We start from the raw sequence: 17,118 nt of genomic DNA on the forward strand, positions 1-17,118 counted from the left end.
AGTTTAGTGGCGAGACCGATCCCTGTGCCTAGTCCACGTCGGGTAGAACACTTGCTGAAGGACAGACCGGCGGCCCAGGAAGAGAACGGTACCCAATCAGCTAGCGCATTCCTGCAGTATCACGGACATCTACCTGGTGGTAGTCGTTCGGGTCGAAAGGCAGCAGGCGCCGCCAGTAGTCCACGTACTTCCATGGGCTGCTGACCACGACGCGGCCGAACTCGTTGCGATAGTAGGTCGTCATTCCCGGATGTGACCAAATGCAGTGGGAAAGCGCTTCGTCCAACTCGGCGTTGTAACGAAGGAATTTGTCGCGGTTGACATCAATAGCACCCTGGCCGGTTGCGAGGAGACTGCGGATAGCCTCCATCACGTAGCGGACCTGAAACTCAGTGGAATGGATTGCACTGCCGCCGTGGCCGGCATTAGTGTTGGGGCCGTTGAGGATAAAGAAATTGGGAAAGTCAGGAACAGTTATCCCGAGGTAGGCCCGAGCATCATGCGCACCCCACTGATCGCGCAACGGCGTGCCAGATAATCCGATGATGTCCATCGGCCAGAGGAATTGAAGAACTTTGAAACCCGTTGCCATAGCAATCATGTCAGCTTCGAATCCCGCGCCAGATACCGTGACCACCCGACAACCGTCGATATGAGCGACAGCCTCAGTGACCAGCGAGACATCCTCACGAACGATCGTCTGATACCAGTTGTTGTCTATCAGTGGTCGTTTGCCGTACGGCGGATAGTCGGGAAGGCAAGCGTCAATTAGCTCGGTATGATCCCTCAGTTGTTCCTTGATGTACTTAGTCAGAAATGCTCGATGGCGGTCGTTGGTTGCATTCACGGACCGTTCAGGGTTTGGCCAGTCTGGATCGATTTGCAGAGCGGAATGTAAACGGTCACTAAAGTTCCAGAAGGCCCGTAGGCGGTACCACTGCAAGTAGAACGGTACCTCTCGCATCAGTAGTTGTACCGAGGTCTTGACCTCTCTCTGGTAGTTGGGATGCGGAATCGCCCACTGCTTGGAACGCTGAAACACTGTGATTTGCTTAGCGTCATCAACGATCGACGGCACGAGCTGCATGGCGCTGGCTCCGGTCCCGATTACTGCAACGCGCTTATTGGTCAGCTCGACCGCGGGATCCCAGGCGGCAGTGTGCAGCACGGGACCCGGAAATTCGTCCAGGCCAGGCAGATCCGGAATCAGCGGCCGGTTCACCATGCCGACTGCGCTGATCAGCACGTTGGCCACGATGTTTTCGGAGCGACCCCTTGAGCGCACCTCAACATGCCAGCGGCGTTCGTGGGCTTCATAGCGTGCCTGGCTGACTTCTGTTTCGAACCGAATATGCTGCCTGAGTTCGAACTTCGATGCAATGCGCTGCAGGTAGGCTTGCACTTCGCCACGCCGAGCAAAGTATCGCGTGATGTCGGGATTAGGCGCGAACGAGAATGAGTACAGATGGCCTGGCGTGTCCACGCCGCAACCGGGATAGACGTTCTCCAACCAGGTGCCACCGAGGTCACAATCCTTTTCCAGGATGGTGAAATCAACCCCCGCCGCTGCGAGCTTGACGCCCATACACAGGCCAGACAGGCCCGCCCCGATGATGACAACATGGAAGTCCGGCGGCACGAGTTCGCTGGGCATATCGATATCGCGCGAAATGAAACCCATCTCCTCGGAGAGCAATTCGCCGTACTCGGCCGAGACTTCATCCACCATGGCACAGCCAAGCATCTCCGTGACTTCGATCGGGGACGGTGTAACGGGTTGCAGATGCCCCTCGCGGTAGGCGACAACAGCGTCCAGGGCGGCCGACCGGACCTCGGCCTGTAGCTCTGGGGGTAGCTGCGCCGAATCATTGTCATCCAAAGGCTTGCCGTGACCTGGTCGATATGGGTCAGTGGTCCATCGCCGGTCACCGGTGAGATGCCTCAGGACCATCAACAGCGTCGGGACGTTCGCATCGACCAATGCGTCGCGCAGGGATTCGACCCAGTCAGTGGGTGCTGCTGAGGGGATCGAATACGACTCAGACGCCAACCCGTCTTTTGACGCTGAACTGGATGAATTTTGATTCATGGTGTCTCAATATAATCTCGCCGCTTTCGGAATGCAATGCGGCGCCAGGTCCGTGGATCGCTGGGCGGTTCAATGTCCCACGCAGGTTGGACGTTCTGAGGTCTTGCGACGGGTCCCCGGGCCGAGGTTGTCGGCAGTCAGTACCAAAGCGCGTCGGTGTCCGACAACGGTCGCTCGCGGTTAAATAGTTTGGAAAGAAGGCGTTTGAATGAGCGAGCACTGCAATGCATCTCGTTCACGGCTTTCGTGATCTTCGGTGTCACCGAACGAACCAGATGGCGCCTTGTCTTGTTGCCGTCGGTGGGTACGGGCCGCTAATCAGCACTTAACCGCTGTGCAGTGCCGGCCCAGCCTTAGCAAGTGTGGTCGGGTCTCGCCGTCATAGACTTATGCCCGCGAAGATGATCCGCCACGACGACTACCCGCGGCAATAACGCCTCGGCTACTGGGGCGGGCGAATGCTCCTGCAAATCGGATACGTACACCGTTGCTTTGAACGAGCTTCTCGAAGATCCGATCTCAGTCGAATTCCCCGGCCAGGTAGGCGGACCGACAGGCCTTCCGAGCGATTTTTCCGCTGGTGGTGCGTGGTATCGCTCCGGCCGGGACAAGTCGGAGGTCGGCCACGCGCAGCCGGTGCAGCCGGGCTACCGCAGCACGGACGGCATCGCCGGCGGTGTCGACGTCACGTGCCCGCACCGCGCGCTCGGCAATCACGATTAATTGTTCACCCGATTCGGCTGAAGGCACGGTGAAAGCGGCAACATATCCGGAGCGGATCGCCGGGGAGGCTTCACTGGCGGTCGTCTCGATGTCATGCGGATAGTGGTTGACGCCGTCGACGATGACAAGGTCCTTCAAGCGGCCGGTGATGTAGAGCTGGCCGTCGACGTAGACGCCGAGATCGCCGGTTGCCAGCCATTGCCCGTTGTCCGGCACATTCTCGGCGTGGCTACCGTACTCGAGTCGAATCTGCAGCTTGTTACCGAAGGTGCGTTCCGATTCGTCCTCTCGACCCCAGTAGCCGCGGCCGATGTTGTTGCCGTGCAACCAGATCTCGCCGACCATGCCGTCGGGTTGTTCGGCCCCGCGATCGGTGTCCACGATCGTTGCCCATTGGTCGGGAACGGGAGTGCCGCAGGACACGTAGCTCACGGCGTCCGGATGATCCGCGGATACGGTCACCGCGCGGCCCGCGGCGAGTTCGGCGCGGTTGAAATGCAACGCGGTGGCCCGCTCGCCGGGGGCGATACTGGCCACCGACAAGGTTGCCTCTGCCATCCCGTAGGACGGCTTGACCGTCGTCTCGTGCAGTCCAAACGGGGCGAACGCGGCATTGAATTGTTCGATGGCCCTGAGCGACACCGGCTCGGAGCCGTTAAGCAGTCCGACGACGTTGCTCAGGTCGATGTCCTCACCGGTGGGCGGCAGGCCACGTTCGGCGGCTAGCGTGTAGGCGAAATTCGGTGCGGCCGCGAAAGTTCGACCGTATTGGGCCTCGTTCGCCAGCTGTTTGATCCACCGGAAGGGGCGGCGGACAAACGCCATGGGGTCCATCAGGGTGATGTGGCCTCCGCACAGCATGGGAAACATGATCATCACCAGGCCCATGTCGTGATACAGCGGCAGCCAGCTGACACTACGGATGCTTGGGTCCAGGCCGCCAGCCAGAATCATCTGCACGACGTTGGTGCAAACAGCGCGGTGGGTGATTTCGACCCCGGCCGGAATTCTGGTTGAACCGGACGTGTACTGCAAGTAGGCGATGTCGTCCGCGTTGCGCCTGGGCTCACTGAAATACGCGGCCAGAGAAGCAGGTACCGCGTCGACAGCGATCAGGCGCGGCCGTTGCGGACGGGGCAGCGTCTGAATGAAGCGTCGCACCGCCTCAGCTGCATCGGTCGTCGTGAGGACCACGGCAGGCCGAGCATCTGTCACCACAGCCTCGAGTCGTTCGGCGTGGCCGGCCAGCGTAGGCGCGAACAAAGGCACGGCAATCGTTCCCGCGTGCACCGCGGCGAAGAACCCGGTGACGTAATGCAAGCCCTGCGGGGCGAGAATGGCGACCCGGTCGCCGGGATCGGTGACATGTTGCAGCCGAGCCGCGATCGCCCGCACCGCTGTTGCGAAATCGGGCCAGTTAAGCTCCACCGCGACACCGTCGCTATTGCGGTGGTAGTCAATGAAGCGGTATGCGGGTCGGTCCTCGTGTGCAACGGCGTTGCGATCGAGGAACGAGGTCAGCGTGACATCGTCGGGGACGGTTATACCGTCCGGACTCAGATACGGCGCCAATGGCGACATGCTATTGGAAATGTTGTTGCACAATAGGTCCCGACCCATCTGTGCGACTTTAGTAGTTACACTAAGTAGGCGTCTTGGTGACGAGCTATGGCAATTATCACGGTCGAGGCTCGGGTGTTGCCGCGGTCACTCGCGCGTCGCCAAGATTGCCCGGACCAGCGGGGGTCTTCGGTGATGTTGTTCACAACGAGCTCGACGAGCTCGACGGGCTCACCCGGCGATGCCGCGATCGGGCGCGCTCATGTCACCGGTGCCAGGCACACCGTCGGCGCGGGCGTAACGCAAATACACCGAACCCGTCGGACTGCCGACCGGCGCTTCAAGGAGCGTCAGGTTTGTGGGCACCGCGCCCCCGTCGAACACCTTCTTTCCGACGCCGAGCACGATCGGGTGCACCCAGAGGTCAATCCGGTCGAAGAGCTTCTCGTGCAGCAGGGTCTGCACCAGATCGACGCTCCCGACTACCTTCACGCTGTTGTGCCGGTCCCGGACTTCGCGCACCGCGCTGGGCAGATCGGGTCCCAATTGGGTTGATCCCGCCCACGAGAGATCGGGGGCGCCGCGCGAGGCCACGTACTTGGGGACGCTGTTGAATAGCGTCGCGATCTCGGCGTCCGCACCGTCCTGCCGATGCGGCCAGAACGCGGCAAAGATGTCGTAGGTCCGCCGCCCGAGCAGCAGTGCGTCGGTGCCTTCGTAGGCGGCGCCGATCTGCGCCCCGCCCACTTCGTCGAGGAGCGGTGCCTGCCAGCCACCCCACGGGAAACCCGCGGGATCCTCCTCGGGACCACCCGGCGCCTGCGCGACCAGGTCGAGGGTGGCGAACAGCAGGATGTGGATCAGGCCCATGACTTGCTCCCGGCGTCGTAGTCGTTTCGGGAAGTAAGACCGTTCAGTGCCGGCAATCTCATCGCAGTACGGCGAATGTGGGCAGTTGGTGGGGTAGAACTTGTAGGCACCGTCATCAATGAGGATGTCCAGAGGGAGCGGCACCATGCAGTCTGTCAGCGGGCTCAATGTCCTGGTCACCGGCGCCGCCATGGGCTTGGGCAAGCTGTTTGCCACCAACGCCGTCAAGGAGGGCGCCGCGTCGGTGGTGCTGTGGGACGCCAATGAAGCCGCGCTGAAGGACACCGCCGCGGAGTTGGAAGCGGCCGGGGGAACGGTCCACTACGAGGTCGTCGATGTCACGTCGCAGGAGCGGGTGGCCGAGGCGGCCGAGCAGGCGCGCAAGACCGTCGGCACGGTGCAGGTGCTGTTCAACAACGCCGGCATCGTTCGGGGCAACGGCTACTTCTGGGAGAACCGGACGCGCGACTTCACGCTCACAATGGAGGTCAATTCCATCGGCCCGATGCTGGTAGCTCGCGAGTTCCTGCCGGCGATGATCGAATCCGGTACCGACTGCCGACTCGTGAACATCGCCTCCTCGGCGGGACTCAACGCCATCCCGCGCATGGCGGCGTACGCCGCCTCCAAGTGGGCGGCGATCGGCTTCTCCGACTCGGTTCGACTGGAACTCGAACAAGCGGGCCATGACCGGGTCAAGGTCACCACCGTGTGCCCGACCTACATCAACACTGGCATGTTCGACGGCGCCAAGGGCATCCTGTTCACGCCGATGCTCGAGCAAAACGACGTGGTCGATCAGACGTGGGCGGCGATGCTGAAGGGGGATCCGTTCGTCGTCATTCCGTGGACGTCGAAGATGAACAAGGTGCTCAGCGCGGTGCTGCCGGTGCGGTTGCGCGACGCCTACCTGCGCCGTGTCGGCGTGTACAACTCCATGGACGAGTTCCACGGACACTAGAGCGTCTCTCCGCCGAACGGCGATTACGCCATTCCGTTACCATTTTTTGATCTTCGGCACTATTTTTCTTTCGTGATGTTCTCAGCTGCCGGTGCACTCGTACGTACGATCTTCCCTTTCCTGGCTGTCGCGGTACTTGCCGTGGGCGTTGGGTCGGTGCACAGCGCGCCGGCGATGCGTCTGGTCGATTCGGGCAACCCGCTGGCCGGTCAACCGTTCTACGTCGACCCCGCGTCGGCGGCCATGGCCGCACACAACGCCAATCCGGGCAATGCCCAGCTGACCGCGATCGCCAGCACCCCGCAGGCGTACTGGCTTGATCAGGCGTTTCCGGCCGGTTCGGTCGGCGGCCGGGTCGCGAGCTACGCTGGCGCGGCCCAGGCCGCTGGCAGCATGCCGATCTTCGCTCTCTACGCCTTGCCGCATCGCGACTGTGGTAGCTACGCGGCGGGCGGCTTCTCTTCGGGCGCGGACTACCGCGCCTGGATCGACGGCATCTCGTCCGGCCTCGGCGGCTCACCCGCCGCGCTCATCGTCGAACCGGACGCGCTTGACATGGCCGACTGCCTGTCGGCCGACCAACGGCAGGAGCGTTTCGATCTGATTCGCTACGCGGTCGACACGCTGACCCGCGATCCGGCCGCAGCGGTGTACGTCGACGGCGGGCACTCGCGCTGGCTGAGCGCCGAGGAGATCGCCAACCGACTCAACCAGGTCGATGTAGGTCGCGCGCGCGGATTCAGCCTCAACGTCTCGAACTTCTTCACCACCGACGAGGAGATCGGATACGGGGAGGCGATCTCGGGCATGACGAACGGGGCGCACTACGTCATCGACACCGGGCGCAACGGGGCCGGAGCCGCGGGCGACTCCGCCGCCAACTGGTGCAACCCCAGTGGCCGGGCTTTGGGTGCCGCACCTACCACGGCGACCGGCGGCGCCCACGCCGATGCCTACCTGTGGATCAAGCGTCCCGGTGAATCCGACGGGTCCTGCAACGGCGGCCCCTCGGCAGGCCACTTCGTGAGCCAGTACGCCATCGAGCTAGGCCAGAACGCGGGGCAGTAGGCGGCAGCCACCGGGTCATGACCGCGCCGCCGGATATCGATCTCACCGACGGACACTTTTACGCCGACGGCGGGGCTCGCCGTGCCTACCGCTGGATGCGCGAGCACCGCCCTGTATTTCGGGACCGCAACGGCTTGGCCGCCGCGGCAAGCTACCGCGCGGTGATCGAGGCCGAACGAGACCCGGGGCTGTTCTCCAACTCCGGCGGCATCCGGCCGCATACCCCGCCGCTGCTGCACATGATCGACATGGACGACCCGGCTCATCTGCTGCACCGCAAGCTGGTCAACCATGGCTTCACCCGTAAACGTGTTGGTGCACAAGCTGATTCGATCCAGTCCATGTGCGATGCGCTGGTTGACGCGGTCTGCGAGCGCGGCGCATGCGACTTCGTGGCCGACATCGCCGCGCCCCTGCCGATGGCGGTGATCGGCGATATGCTCGGCGTGGCGCCCGCCGAGCGCGACATGTTCCTTGCCTGGTCCGACGACATGGTGGTTGCGCTGAGTTCGACGGCGTCACCGGAACTGCTGGCACGCTCGGTGGCCTCGCTGACCGCCTACAACGAACACATGCACACGCTGATCGGACAGCGCCGCAGCAACCCCGGCGACGACCTGGTGAGCGTTCTGGTGGCGGCCGAGTTCGACGGACGCCGCCTGTCCGACGACGAGATCGCGGCCGAAACCTTGCTGATTCTCATCGGCGGTGATGAGACCACCCGCCACACCCTGTCCGGCGGGGTCGCCGCGCTGCTGCAGCGGCCCGGGCAGTGGGACGCCCTGCGCGCCGACCCGGGTCTGCTCAGCGGCGCGATCGAAGAGATGCTGCGCTGGACGTCGCCGGTGAAGAACATGTGCCGAATTTTGACTGCCGACAGCGACTTCCACGGCACGCGGTTGTACGCCGGGGAGAAGATCATGCTGCTGTTTGAATCGGCCAACTTCGACGACGCGGTCTTCGCCGATCCCGACGAGTTCGACATCCGCCGAAACCCGAACAATCACTTGGCATTTGGTTTCGGCACCCACTTCTGTCTGGGCAACCAGCTGGCGCGGGTGGAGCTGACCACCATGGTCGGCACCGTTCTGCGCCGACTGCCGGACCTGGCCCTTGCGGACGGCGCCGAACTCCCCCTGCGACAGGCAAACTTCGTCAGCGGGCTGGAATCGATGCCGGTCACCTTCGCGTCGACGCCGGTTAGTTGACCCGCTATTGCGGCCGAGTTCGGGAGGCCGGTGGTTAGGCTGAGCCTCGATGAGCGGGAATAGCGCACGCCGAAGCAGCGCGCAACGGCTCGGCGGCGTGCTCGAAAGGCTTACCCGCCAGAGTGGCCATCTGGCCCCCACGCCGGACTACGGGTCCTGGATTCTGGGCCGGGTCTCGGACAGCCCGCGACGGCGCCGGATTCGCATCCAGGTGGTACTAACCGGGTTCGTGGTGGTTGCCAACCTAATCGGCGTGGGTGTGGCGCTGCTCGTCGTGACGGTGACATTTCCGGTCCCAAGCGTCTTCGACGACCGGGTCGCCTGGATAACGTTCCTGTTGGCGCCGACCTATATCGCCGCGGCGCTCTCGGTCGGGGTCGTCTGGGGCACCAACCGCGTGATGAACGACGTCCGGTGGTCCATCGAGGACCGCGAGCCCACACTGGACGATCAGCGCAACACTTTCTTCGCGCCGGGGCGGCTGACTCGGGTGCTGCTGATCCTGTGGTTTGGCGGTGCCGTCCTACTGACGGTGCTCTACGGACTGGCGAATACCGGGTACATCCCGAAGGTCCTGCTAGGGGTCAGCTTCAGCGGGATCGTGGTGTCCGGCAGCTGCTACCTCTTCACCGAGTTCGCCCTGCGTCCCGTGGCGGCGCGGGCGTTGGAAGTCGGGCCGCCGCCGCGGCGGTTCGCGCCCGGGATCATGGGCCGCACATTGCTGGTGTGGGCGGTGGGCTCGGGTGTGCCGGTGCTCGGGATCCTACTCGCAGGTGTCCTGACTCTCACGCTGCGCAATCTCACGCCGACGCAGTTCGCCGTCGCGGTGGTGGTCCTGGCTGTCTTCGCGCTGGTGTTCGGCTTCATCCTGATGTGGCTGTTGTCCTGGTTCACCGCCACCCCGGTCCGGGTGGTGCGCGCCGCGCTGCACCGGGTGGAGCGGGGGGAACTCGACACCGACGTGGTGGTCTTCGACGGCACCGAACTGGGTCAGTTGCAGCGCGGCTTCAACCGGATGGTGCACGGCTTGCGGGAGCGCGAACGGGTGCGGGATCTGTTCGGCCGGCACGTGGGCCGCGAAGTGGCGGCTCTGGCCGAGCGGGAGCAGCCCGAGCTCGGCGGCGAAGAACGGCACGCGGCAGTTATCTTCGTCGACATCATCGGTTCCACCAAGATGGCGAACTCCCGGCCGCCGAAAGAGATCGTCGCGATCCTCAACCGCTTCTTCGAGGTCGTCGTCGACGAGGTCGAAAAGCACCACGGCATGGTCAACAAGTTCGAGGGCGATGCGGTGCTAGCCGTGTTCGGAGCACCTTTCGCACTGGAAAACCCTGACCAGGAAGCGCTTTCGGCGGCACGCGCGATGTCCGCGCGCCTCCGCGACGAAGTTACCGAGTGTGAAGCGGGCATCGGAGTGTCCTCGGGTGTGGTGGTGGCCGGCAACGTCGGCGCCAAGGAGCGCTTTGAATACACCGTCATCGGCGGGCCGGTCAATGCGGCGGCGCGGCTGTGTGAACTGGCCAAGGTAGTGCCCGGCCGGCTGATCGCCACTGCAGACACCGTCGAAAGAGCCGGCGAACCCGAAAGCGGCCATTGGGAATTCGGCGACACCGTAACCTTGCGCGGCTACGACGAACCGACCCAGCTCGCCGTGCCGAGGTCGTAGTTCCGCCGTCGGGTGGTCCGCCGCGGCTAGCGTCGGTAGAAAACATCTCCCTCGACGGTGATGGTCGACTGGTTCACCCAGACGACGTTGAAGTACACCGGCGCCGGCGTACGTGTCTGGCTGCTCATGATGGTCAAGATGCCGCCGCGGGAGGACGGGTTCCAGGAACACGGTCCTGACGTGGTCGGTATCCCCGCGGCGTTGGCCAGTGAGCAACCACTCTGGCTCACCAATAGCTGTTCAGCACCATCGCCGGTACTCCAGAACCCCACCGGTGCAGCAGCTCCGGACGCATGGGCGATGCCGGTGGAGACCGTTACCAGACCGACAGCCAATGCAGCGGCCGCGGTGTACTTCTTGACCTTCATCGTGTCGCTCCCTACGAGGCGGATGTGGGTGGAACACGAAAAGCGTCCCGAGCGCTACTGGGCGGATCCTTGGTCAATTCTTGGTGCACGACAGCCCTTGTCAGGACGTCAGGTCGCCGTCGACATAGAGCCAGCGATCCTTTTCCTTGGTGAATCTGCTGCGTTCCTGCATGATGTGGCGTTTGCCGTGCCGCACGTACTGAGCGCGAAACTCGACGACACCGCTGCTGTCGTCTCGCGCACCGCCCTCGGTGTCGACGATCTGAAGGCGCCGCCAGGCGACATCGCGATCCAGATCGACGCCTCGCGGACGTGTCCGGGGATGCCAGGTCGAGAGCAGGTAGCTTTCGTCGCCGAGCGCGAACGCGGTGAATCGCGAACGCATCAGTGCCAGCGCGGTTTCGGCGGCGCGTTCGCCAAGGTGCAGTGGGCCGCAGCACTCGAGGTATCCGGTACCCGATCCGCACAGGCACGGTTCGCCCTCGGGTGCCGTAGCGTTCATCGGGGCATTGTCTCAGAGAGAACGTGGAAACCGGTCGGACTAAGAGGTGGACATGACATCGTCGACATCGATGCAGGGCAAAATCGCGCTAGTCACCGGTGCCTCCTCGGGGCTGGGCGCCGAGACGGCGCGTCTGTTATCCCGAAGAGGCGCAACGGTTTTCGGGATTGCGCGGGACACCGAGAAACTGGCCTCGGTGTTTACCGACATACAATTGGGCGTATACGCGCCGGTGGACGTGAGTTCGCCGAATGCCTGCCGCAGCGCCGTGGCACAGTGTGTTGACCGGTTCGCCGGGATCGACGTGCTGATCAACGTCGCCGGCCACCACCAGATGCGCCGCACCGAGTCGATGACCGACGATGACTGGGAGCATGACCTCGCCGTCAACCTGAACGGACCGTTCTACCTGTGCCGCGCCGCGCTCCCGCACCTGCTCGCGCGCGGCGGCAACATCGTCAACGTGGCCTCCATCGCCGGTGTCGAGGGCCAGGCGTATTCGGCCGGCTACTGCTCGGCCAAGCACGGGTTGATCGGTCTGACCCGCGCCCTGGCAGTGGAGTACACCTCCGACCGGTTGCGGGTCAACGCGGTGTGCCCGGGCGGCATGCTGACCCCGCAGATCGAACAATTCAGCGCACCGGAGAACCCCGACTACAACCTGATCCTGCGGTCGGCCGCGCCGCGCGGCATGATGCAGCCCAGCGATGTCGCCGCGGTGATCGCGTTCCTGGCCAGCGACGACGCGGCCGCCGTACACGGCGCCGTCTACCGGGTCGACAACGGCAAAGGGGCCGGCTGAGGCTAGACTCGCGCCGACGATTCACTGCTACGACGCTAGGCCGATAACTCATGGATCTGCAGTGGTCACAAGACGAGCTGGACTTCCAGGCCGAGGTCCGGGACTTCCTCGCCGAAAAGCTGACTCCCGACCTTCGGCGCGCGGGTCGACTGATGACCAGCGTCTACGCCGACCATGAGGCGAGCATGGCGTGGCAGGCGATTTTGCACGAACGCGGATGGGCGGCGCCGGCGTGGCCGGTCGAATTCGGCGGCTGTGGCTGGACCTTGACGCAGCATTACATCTTCAGTAGGGAGTCGACGCTGGCGGGTGCGCCGTCGCTGTCGCCGATGGGAATTCGGATGGTCGCGCACGCGATTATCCGGTTCGGAACAGATGCGCAAAGGGAGCATTTTCTGCCCCGAATCCTGACTGGCGAGGTGTTCTTCTGCCAGGGCTACTCCGAACCGGAGGCAGGTTCGGACCTGGCCGCACTGTCGATGGCCGCGGTGTCCGACGGCGACGACCTAGTGTGTACCGGCAGCAAGATCTGGACAACCCATGCAAGGGAAGCGAATTGGATGTTCGCGTTAGTGCGCACATCCCGTACCGGTAAGAAGCAGCAGGGCATCACCTTCGTTCTCATCGACATGACCTCGCCCGGTATCGAGATTCGCCCACTGGTGATGACATCGGGCGAAGAAGTGCAAAATCAGGTGTTCTTCGACGAAGTCCGGGTGCCCAAGGCCAACGTGATCGGTGAGATTGATGACGGCTGGAGCGTGGCCAAGTATCTGCTGGAATTCGAGCGCGGCGGCGGCGCGGTTTCGCCGGGTCTGCAGGTGATGGCCGAGGAGATCGGTACGGTGGCCGCCGATCAGCCCGGCCCCGGCGGCGGGAGCCTGGCCGATGATCCGGCCTTTGCGCGCAAGCTCGCCGACGCGCGAATCCGCGCCGAAGTGTTGGAGATCCTGGAATACCGGGTGCTCGCCGCGGTGGCGCAGGGGCGCAACCCCGGAGCACCGTCGTCGATGCTCAAGATCCTGGGCACCGAACTCAGCCAGACGCTCACCGAACTCTTGCTCGCGGCGGCCGGACCGTGCGGCCGCGCGTACCAGCCGCATGTCACTGCGCCCGGTGGCCCCGTCACCGAGTTCGAACCGCCCGCCGATGGTTACGCCTCGGGTCAACCGTGGCAGGCGGTGGCGCCGCTGCGCTACTTCAACGACCGCGCCGGGTCAATCTATGCCGGCAGCAACGAGATTCAACGAAATATTCTCGCCAGAGCGGCACTGGGGTTGTAGATGGATTTCAATCTGAGTCAGGAGCAGCAACTGCTGCGCGACGGGCTGGTGAAGTTTCTCTCGGTACGTTACGACCTCGAGAAGAGCCGTGCGGCCGCCAAGACCGGCCTAGGCTGGCAGCCTGAAATCTGGCGCGGCTTGGCCGCAGAGCTGGGCATTCTGGGGGCCACCCTCTCGGAGGAGGTCGGTGGAATCGGCGGCGGTCCAATAGAACTCATGCTCATCACCGAGGCCCTGGGGCATGCGCTGGTGATCGAACCGTACGTCGACACCGTCGTCGTCTGCGGCGGGTTGTTGCATCGTGCCGGTAACTCGGCGGCTAATGAACTGCTAGCTAAGGTAATCGACGGCACGGCGATCGTTGCACTGGCGGCAGCCGAACCGGCGTCAGGCGACCGCTGGCAGGACGTGTCGACCCGAGCGGAGTCCGACGGCGACGGCTGGGTGCTCAGCGGCAGCAAGCTGATGGTCGTCGGGGCTCCACTGGCCACCCACCTGCTGGTCACCGCACGCGCCCCGGGCGACGATGGAATCTCGTTGTTCCTCATCGAGAATGGTACGGCGGCCACCGAAGTCCATGCGTATCGAACAATCGATGACCGACGCGCCGCCGATATCACGTTCGACAACGTGCGGCTGCCGGCCGCGGCGCTGCTCGGCGAACCTGGCGGGGCGTGGCAGTCGTTGAGCCGCGCGCGGGACGAAGGCGCGGCGGCGGTCTGCTCCGAAGCGGTCGGATGTATGCGAAAAGTGTTGGCGGACACCGTCGAATACTGCAAGCAACGCCAGCAGTTCGGGCAGCCCATCGGAAGCTTCCAGGTGCTTCAGCACCGCATGGTGGACATGTACATGGAACTCGAGCAGGCGATCGCCGCGGTCTACCTCGCGGTGCTAAGGCTCGACGCCGACGAGGCGACGCGCGCCCGTGCGGTCTCGGCTGCGAAGGTGACCGTCGGCCGCGCGGCCCGGTGCATCGGCCAGCAAGCCGTGCAATTGCACGGCGGCATGGGGATGACCGAGGAGCTGGCCATCGGCCACTACTTCAAGCGGCTCACCGCGATGCAGTACGAGTTCGGCAGCACCGACCAGCACATCGCGCGATACGCCGAGCTGACCCGGGCATAGGGCGTAACCCATGTCAGAACCCGCTCGCCCGCAACGGGTCTCGCTGCTGGGCAGACAACTGACCGTGCTCGTCTCGACGTTCTACCGGCTGCTACCCGGCCGGTTGTCGGACGCGGCGGCGGCCGTTACGGCCCGGCTGCTCTATTGGAAAGGGCACGCTCTGCATTCGCAGGTGCTGCAGGATTTCCGCGACAACGTCGACCCCACAGCGCAGTTCTCATCCCGTACCTGGCACCCGGTCCGGGCAATGTATCGCGCGGTAGTCCGCAACGCCGCTGACGGCATCTGGTTCGTCACCGCAAAGCATGCGGCGGTGCTGCGGCGCTTTCGACTGGCCGACACTGGTCCTATCGCCAATGCCCTGGAGGTGGGAAGGCAGTCTGGCGTCGGCGTGATCGTCGCCTTCCCTCATCTCGGCTCCTACGCGGCGCTGCCGGTGGTGCTTGCGATCAACGGCGTGCCGACGACCGTCGTCGCGAACCGGCAGCCCGGGTTGATGCAGTGGGTGATCGACCGCGGGGCACGCAAGGCCGGACTGGAATTGGTTGCCGTCGACCGCGAGAAGGGCGCGAGCATCACCGCAGAACTGGAGGCCGCGATCCGGCGGGGCCGCGTCGTGGTGATCGCCGGTGACTACTTCCGTCCCCGGGACGAGGCCAGTACGGGCGTCGAGGTGAATTTGGGCGGCACCCGCCGCACCGTTGGCGCCGGACCCGCGCTGCTCGCGCTGCGAACCGGCGCGCCGATTGTGCCCGGCACGGTGCTGCAGGACGGATCGCACCGCGAACCGGTGCTGGGGCAGCCGATCTACGCCGGCGGTCCGCTCGGACGCGATGACCCTCTGCTGGGGGAACTGGTCCAAGTGACCTCGCAACGTATCGCCGACGCGATGGGGCAGTTCATCAAGCGGGCTCCGGATCAGTGGGTGATGCCCGGCGGGCTGGTGTCGAATTCCATGGGGCGGCGAGCGCGACACCATGCTGCCTGAGGGGGCTCACCTCGCCGCGACAGACCCCAAAATGCCGGCTGCGAGGGGGTTTAACCGCACATTTGGGGACGCTCGTGCAAAAGAGTTAGCGTCAGCGCCTCAGCTCACGCAAAAACTAATGAGTCAGCGGGTGCTTTCGTCCGCGATCTGGTCGTGCGATTGCTCAGACCCAGGCGCGGCGGGGTCATCGCCCTGGTGCTCCAACAACTCTTCCTGCCTACGCTGCTCGTCGGTCGCCTCCCTGGCATCCTTGGGCACCGGTGCCTGGTTGCGATCTGACTGCTGATCCACGCGAGACCTCCTCGGGGCACTGAAATCGGTCCGCAACGAAATGCCCGAATCCCAGGATGCGAAACCGGAGGTGGAGCGGCGCGGCACTACGGTCTAGAGATGGACTTCGCCGAGTATCGCCAGTACGACGCCACCGGTCTGGCCAAGCTCGTCGCCGACAAGCAGGTGACTGCGGCCGAGCTGCTGAACCTGGCCCGGGAGCGCGCCGAGTCGGTCAACCCGAGGATTAATGCGATCGTGCGCGACATCGCAGTCGACCCCAGCGCCGAGCGCGAAGGACCGTTCGCGGGTGTGCCCTTCCTGATCAAGGACATCGCGCAGGACTACGCCGGGCTACCAACGTCGCAGGGGTCGCGTGCCCTCAAGTCGACGCCCGTGGCCGAGCATGCGACCGTGGTCCGCCGCTGGATCGACGCCGGATTGGTCATCTTCGGCAAGACCAACCTGCCGGAGTTCGGTGCCAAGGCGATCACCGAACCCGCGGCGTGGGGACCGGCGCGCAACCCGTGGGACCTCAACCGCACCCCCGGCGGGTCATCGGGTGGCTCGGCCGCTGCCGTCGCCGCGGGCATCGTGCCATGTGCGGGCGCCAACGACGGGGGCGGGTCCATCCGCATCCCGGCGGCCTGCTGCGGATTGGTGGGACTCAAACCGGGCCGGGGCCTGACCCCGCTCGGCCCGTCGACCGGCGAGATGATGCACGGCGCAGCCGTGCAGGGCGTCGTATCGAGAACGGTGCGGGACACCGCGTCGATGCTCGACCTCATCTGCGGCGGCGAGCCGTCGGGGCCGTACCTGCCCGCTCTTCCCGCCGCACCGTTCGCGTCGTATGTGGGCGAACCTCCCGGCAGGCTGCGAATCGGCGTTCGGGTGCCCTCGGCCATCAACCCAAAGCCGCATCCGGAAGCGTTTTCGGCCGTCGAGGCGACCATGCGGACTCTGGCCGAACTTGGCCACACCGTCGACGAGCTACCGCAGGCGCCCTACGACGACGCCGCGCTGGCCCGCGATTTCCTGCTCACCTGGTTCGTGTACCTGGCCTGGGACGTCGAGCAGGCCAAACGTCTGACCGGCGCCGGCGACGAATCATTCGAGCGTGACACCCTGATCATGGCCGCACTGGGCCGCGCCACCAGCGGCGTCGAGTACGTCGACGCCGTCGAGCGCCGCCACGAGCACACCCGCCGGCTCACCGATTTCTTCGAGTCCTACGACCTGCTTTTGACACCGACATTGGCGACGCTGCCGCCGACGATCGGCGAGTTCGACATGCCGATCGCCCTGCAGCGCGCCGCCGACGCCCTGATCAAGACCCGCACCGCCCGGCTGCTGCGATACACCAAGATCGTCGACGACATGGTCGACCAGCACCTCGGCTGGGTCCCCTACACCCAGTTGGCGAATCTCACTGGGCGCCCTGCGGTCTCGCTTCCACTGCACTGGACCGCCGACTCGCTTCCGCTCGGCGTGCAATTCGTGGCCCCGTTAGGCGGCGAGTCGTTGCTGATCCGGCTGGCTGCTCAGCTCGAACAGGCGGTCCCGTGGGCCGACCGGCTGGCCCCGATCTAAGTTCGGTTGCGCGGCCGTGGCCGATGCGATATCGGTCCCAAGTTC

The 17,118-nt window shown here is 64.6% G+C and carries 15 protein-coding genes; 9 read left to right on the plus strand and 6 right to left on the minus strand.

Annotated elements, in window-relative coordinates:
- Positions 1-100: 100 nt before the first annotated feature.
- The 3 genes from H0P51_RS00695 to H0P51_RS00705 form a co-directional block, all read right to left on the minus strand.
- On the minus strand, positions 101-2,089 hold the full coding sequence (locus H0P51_RS00695) for a flavin-containing monooxygenase (protein WP_180916158.1): 1,989 nt from the start codon (positions 2,087-2,089) through the stop codon (positions 101-103).
- A gap of 519 nt (positions 2,090-2,608) precedes the next feature.
- Positions 2,609-4,432, minus strand: coding sequence for a fatty acyl-AMP ligase (locus H0P51_RS00700; protein ID WP_180916159.1), 1,824 nt, complete (start codon positions 4,430-4,432; stop codon positions 2,609-2,611).
- A 171-nt stretch (positions 4,433-4,603) separates the two neighbouring features.
- Positions 4,604-5,242 carry a dihydrofolate reductase family protein gene (locus tag H0P51_RS00705; protein ID WP_180918644.1) on the minus strand — a complete coding sequence of 213 codons (639 nt, stop codon included), beginning with the start codon at positions 5,240-5,242 and terminating at the stop codon, positions 4,604-4,606.
- Between the two features lie 145 nt (positions 5,243-5,387).
- Here H0P51_RS00705 and H0P51_RS00710 point away from each other — a divergent pair, with 145 nt between their 5' ends.
- The 4 genes from H0P51_RS00710 (at position 5,388) to H0P51_RS00725 (ending at position 10,145) form a co-directional block, all read left to right on the plus strand.
- A complete protein-coding gene (locus tag H0P51_RS00710; RefSeq protein ID WP_180916160.1) occupies positions 5,388-6,203 on the plus strand; it encodes an SDR family NAD(P)-dependent oxidoreductase in 816 nt (271 codons plus the stop codon).
- A gap of 75 nt (positions 6,204-6,278) precedes the next feature.
- The gene (locus H0P51_RS00715) at positions 6,279-7,271 is read left to right on the plus strand and encodes a glycoside hydrolase family 6 protein (protein WP_180918645.1); all 993 of its coding nucleotides are present in this window, start codon (positions 6,279-6,281) and stop codon (positions 7,269-7,271) included.
- A 17-nt stretch (positions 7,272-7,288) separates the two neighbouring features.
- Entirely contained in the window at positions 7,289-8,479 is a 1,191-nt protein-coding gene (locus tag H0P51_RS00720; RefSeq protein WP_180916161.1) for a cytochrome P450, read from the plus strand.
- Between the two features lie 49 nt (positions 8,480-8,528).
- The gene (locus tag H0P51_RS00725; RefSeq protein ID WP_180916162.1) at positions 8,529-10,145 is read left to right on the plus strand and encodes an adenylate/guanylate cyclase domain-containing protein; all 1,617 of its coding nucleotides are present in this window, start codon (positions 8,529-8,531) and stop codon (positions 10,143-10,145) included.
- 26 nt (positions 10,146-10,171) lie between these two features.
- Here the strand turns inward: H0P51_RS00725 and H0P51_RS00730 are convergent, their stop codons facing one another.
- Both H0P51_RS00730 and H0P51_RS00735 read right to left on the minus strand, forming a co-directional pair.
- Positions 10,172-10,513 carry a hypothetical protein gene (locus tag H0P51_RS00730; RefSeq protein WP_180916163.1) on the minus strand — a complete coding sequence of 114 codons (342 nt, stop codon included), beginning with the start codon at positions 10,511-10,513 and terminating at the stop codon, positions 10,172-10,174.
- 100 nt (positions 10,514-10,613) lie between these two features.
- Positions 10,614-11,015, minus strand: coding sequence for a YchJ family protein (locus H0P51_RS00735; protein WP_180916164.1), 402 nt, complete (start codon positions 11,013-11,015; stop codon positions 10,614-10,616).
- 52 nt (positions 11,016-11,067) lie between these two features.
- Between H0P51_RS00735 and H0P51_RS00740 the strand changes: the two genes are divergently transcribed.
- The 4 genes from H0P51_RS00740 to H0P51_RS00755 are packed head-to-tail and all read left to right on the plus strand — an operon-like array spanning position 11,068 to position 15,213.
- A complete protein-coding gene (locus H0P51_RS00740) occupies positions 11,068-11,817 on the plus strand; it encodes an SDR family NAD(P)-dependent oxidoreductase (RefSeq protein WP_180916165.1) in 750 nt (249 codons plus the stop codon).
- Between the two features lie 50 nt (positions 11,818-11,867).
- Positions 11,868-13,100: an acyl-CoA dehydrogenase family protein gene (locus tag H0P51_RS00745; protein WP_180916166.1), complete on the plus strand. Its 1,233-nt coding sequence runs from the start codon at positions 11,868-11,870 to the stop codon at positions 13,098-13,100.
- Positions 13,101-14,225 (plus strand): acyl-CoA dehydrogenase family protein, encoded by a 1,125-nt coding sequence (locus tag H0P51_RS00750; protein WP_180916167.1) that lies wholly within the window; start codon positions 13,101-13,103, stop codon positions 14,223-14,225.
- A 10-nt stretch (positions 14,226-14,235) separates the two neighbouring features.
- Positions 14,236-15,213 (plus strand): lysophospholipid acyltransferase family protein, encoded by a 978-nt coding sequence (locus tag H0P51_RS00755; RefSeq protein ID WP_180916168.1) that lies wholly within the window; start codon positions 14,236-14,238, stop codon positions 15,211-15,213.
- A 123-nt stretch (positions 15,214-15,336) separates the two neighbouring features.
- Here H0P51_RS00755 and H0P51_RS00760 read toward each other — a convergent pair whose 3' ends face one another.
- Positions 15,337-15,504 (minus strand): hypothetical protein, encoded by a 168-nt coding sequence (locus H0P51_RS00760; protein WP_180916169.1) that lies wholly within the window; start codon positions 15,502-15,504, stop codon positions 15,337-15,339.
- Positions 15,505-15,603: 99 nt separating this feature from the next.
- Between H0P51_RS00760 and H0P51_RS00765 the strand changes: the two genes are divergently transcribed.
- Positions 15,604-17,073 (plus strand): amidase, encoded by a 1,470-nt coding sequence (locus H0P51_RS00765; protein WP_180916170.1) that lies wholly within the window; start codon positions 15,604-15,606, stop codon positions 17,071-17,073.
- The last annotated feature ends 45 nt before the right edge of the window (positions 17,074-17,118 follow it).

This window comes from Mycobacterium vicinigordonae (assembly GCF_013466425.1).
Taxonomy (GTDB): Bacteria; Actinomycetota; Actinomycetes; order Mycobacteriales; family Mycobacteriaceae; genus Mycobacterium; species Mycobacterium vicinigordonae.

Coding starts and splice junctions, on each gene's coding strand:
- H0P51_RS00695 (WP_180916158.1), bottom strand. CDS start 2,089: ATGAATCAAAATTCATCCAGTTCAGCGTCAAAAGACGGGTTGGCGTCT.
- H0P51_RS00700 (WP_180916159.1), bottom strand. CDS start 4,432: ATGGGTCGGGACCTATTGTGCAACAACATTTCCAATAGCATGTCGCCA.
- H0P51_RS00705 (WP_180918644.1), bottom strand. CDS start 5,242: ATGGGCCTGATCCACATCCTGCTGTTCGCCACCCTCGACCTGGTCGCG.
- H0P51_RS00710 (WP_180916160.1), top strand. CDS start 5,388: ATGCAGTCTGTCAGCGGGCTCAATGTCCTGGTCACCGGCGCCGCCATG.
- H0P51_RS00715 (WP_180918645.1), top strand. CDS start 6,279: ATGTTCTCAGCTGCCGGTGCACTCGTACGTACGATCTTCCCTTTCCTG.
- H0P51_RS00720 (WP_180916161.1), top strand. CDS start 7,289: ATGACCGCGCCGCCGGATATCGATCTCACCGACGGACACTTTTACGCC.
- H0P51_RS00725 (WP_180916162.1), top strand. CDS start 8,529: ATGAGCGGGAATAGCGCACGCCGAAGCAGCGCGCAACGGCTCGGCGGC.
- H0P51_RS00730 (WP_180916163.1), bottom strand. CDS start 10,513: ATGAAGGTCAAGAAGTACACCGCGGCCGCTGCATTGGCTGTCGGTCTG.
- H0P51_RS00735 (WP_180916164.1), bottom strand. CDS start 11,015: ATGAACGCTACGGCACCCGAGGGCGAACCGTGCCTGTGCGGATCGGGT.
- H0P51_RS00740 (WP_180916165.1), top strand. CDS start 11,068: ATGACATCGTCGACATCGATGCAGGGCAAAATCGCGCTAGTCACCGGT.
- H0P51_RS00745 (WP_180916166.1), top strand. CDS start 11,868: ATGGATCTGCAGTGGTCACAAGACGAGCTGGACTTCCAGGCCGAGGTC.
- H0P51_RS00750 (WP_180916167.1), top strand. CDS start 13,101: ATGGATTTCAATCTGAGTCAGGAGCAGCAACTGCTGCGCGACGGGCTG.
- H0P51_RS00755 (WP_180916168.1), top strand. CDS start 14,236: ATGTCAGAACCCGCTCGCCCGCAACGGGTCTCGCTGCTGGGCAGACAA.
- H0P51_RS00765 (WP_180916170.1), top strand. CDS start 15,604: ATGGACTTCGCCGAGTATCGCCAGTACGACGCCACCGGTCTGGCCAAG.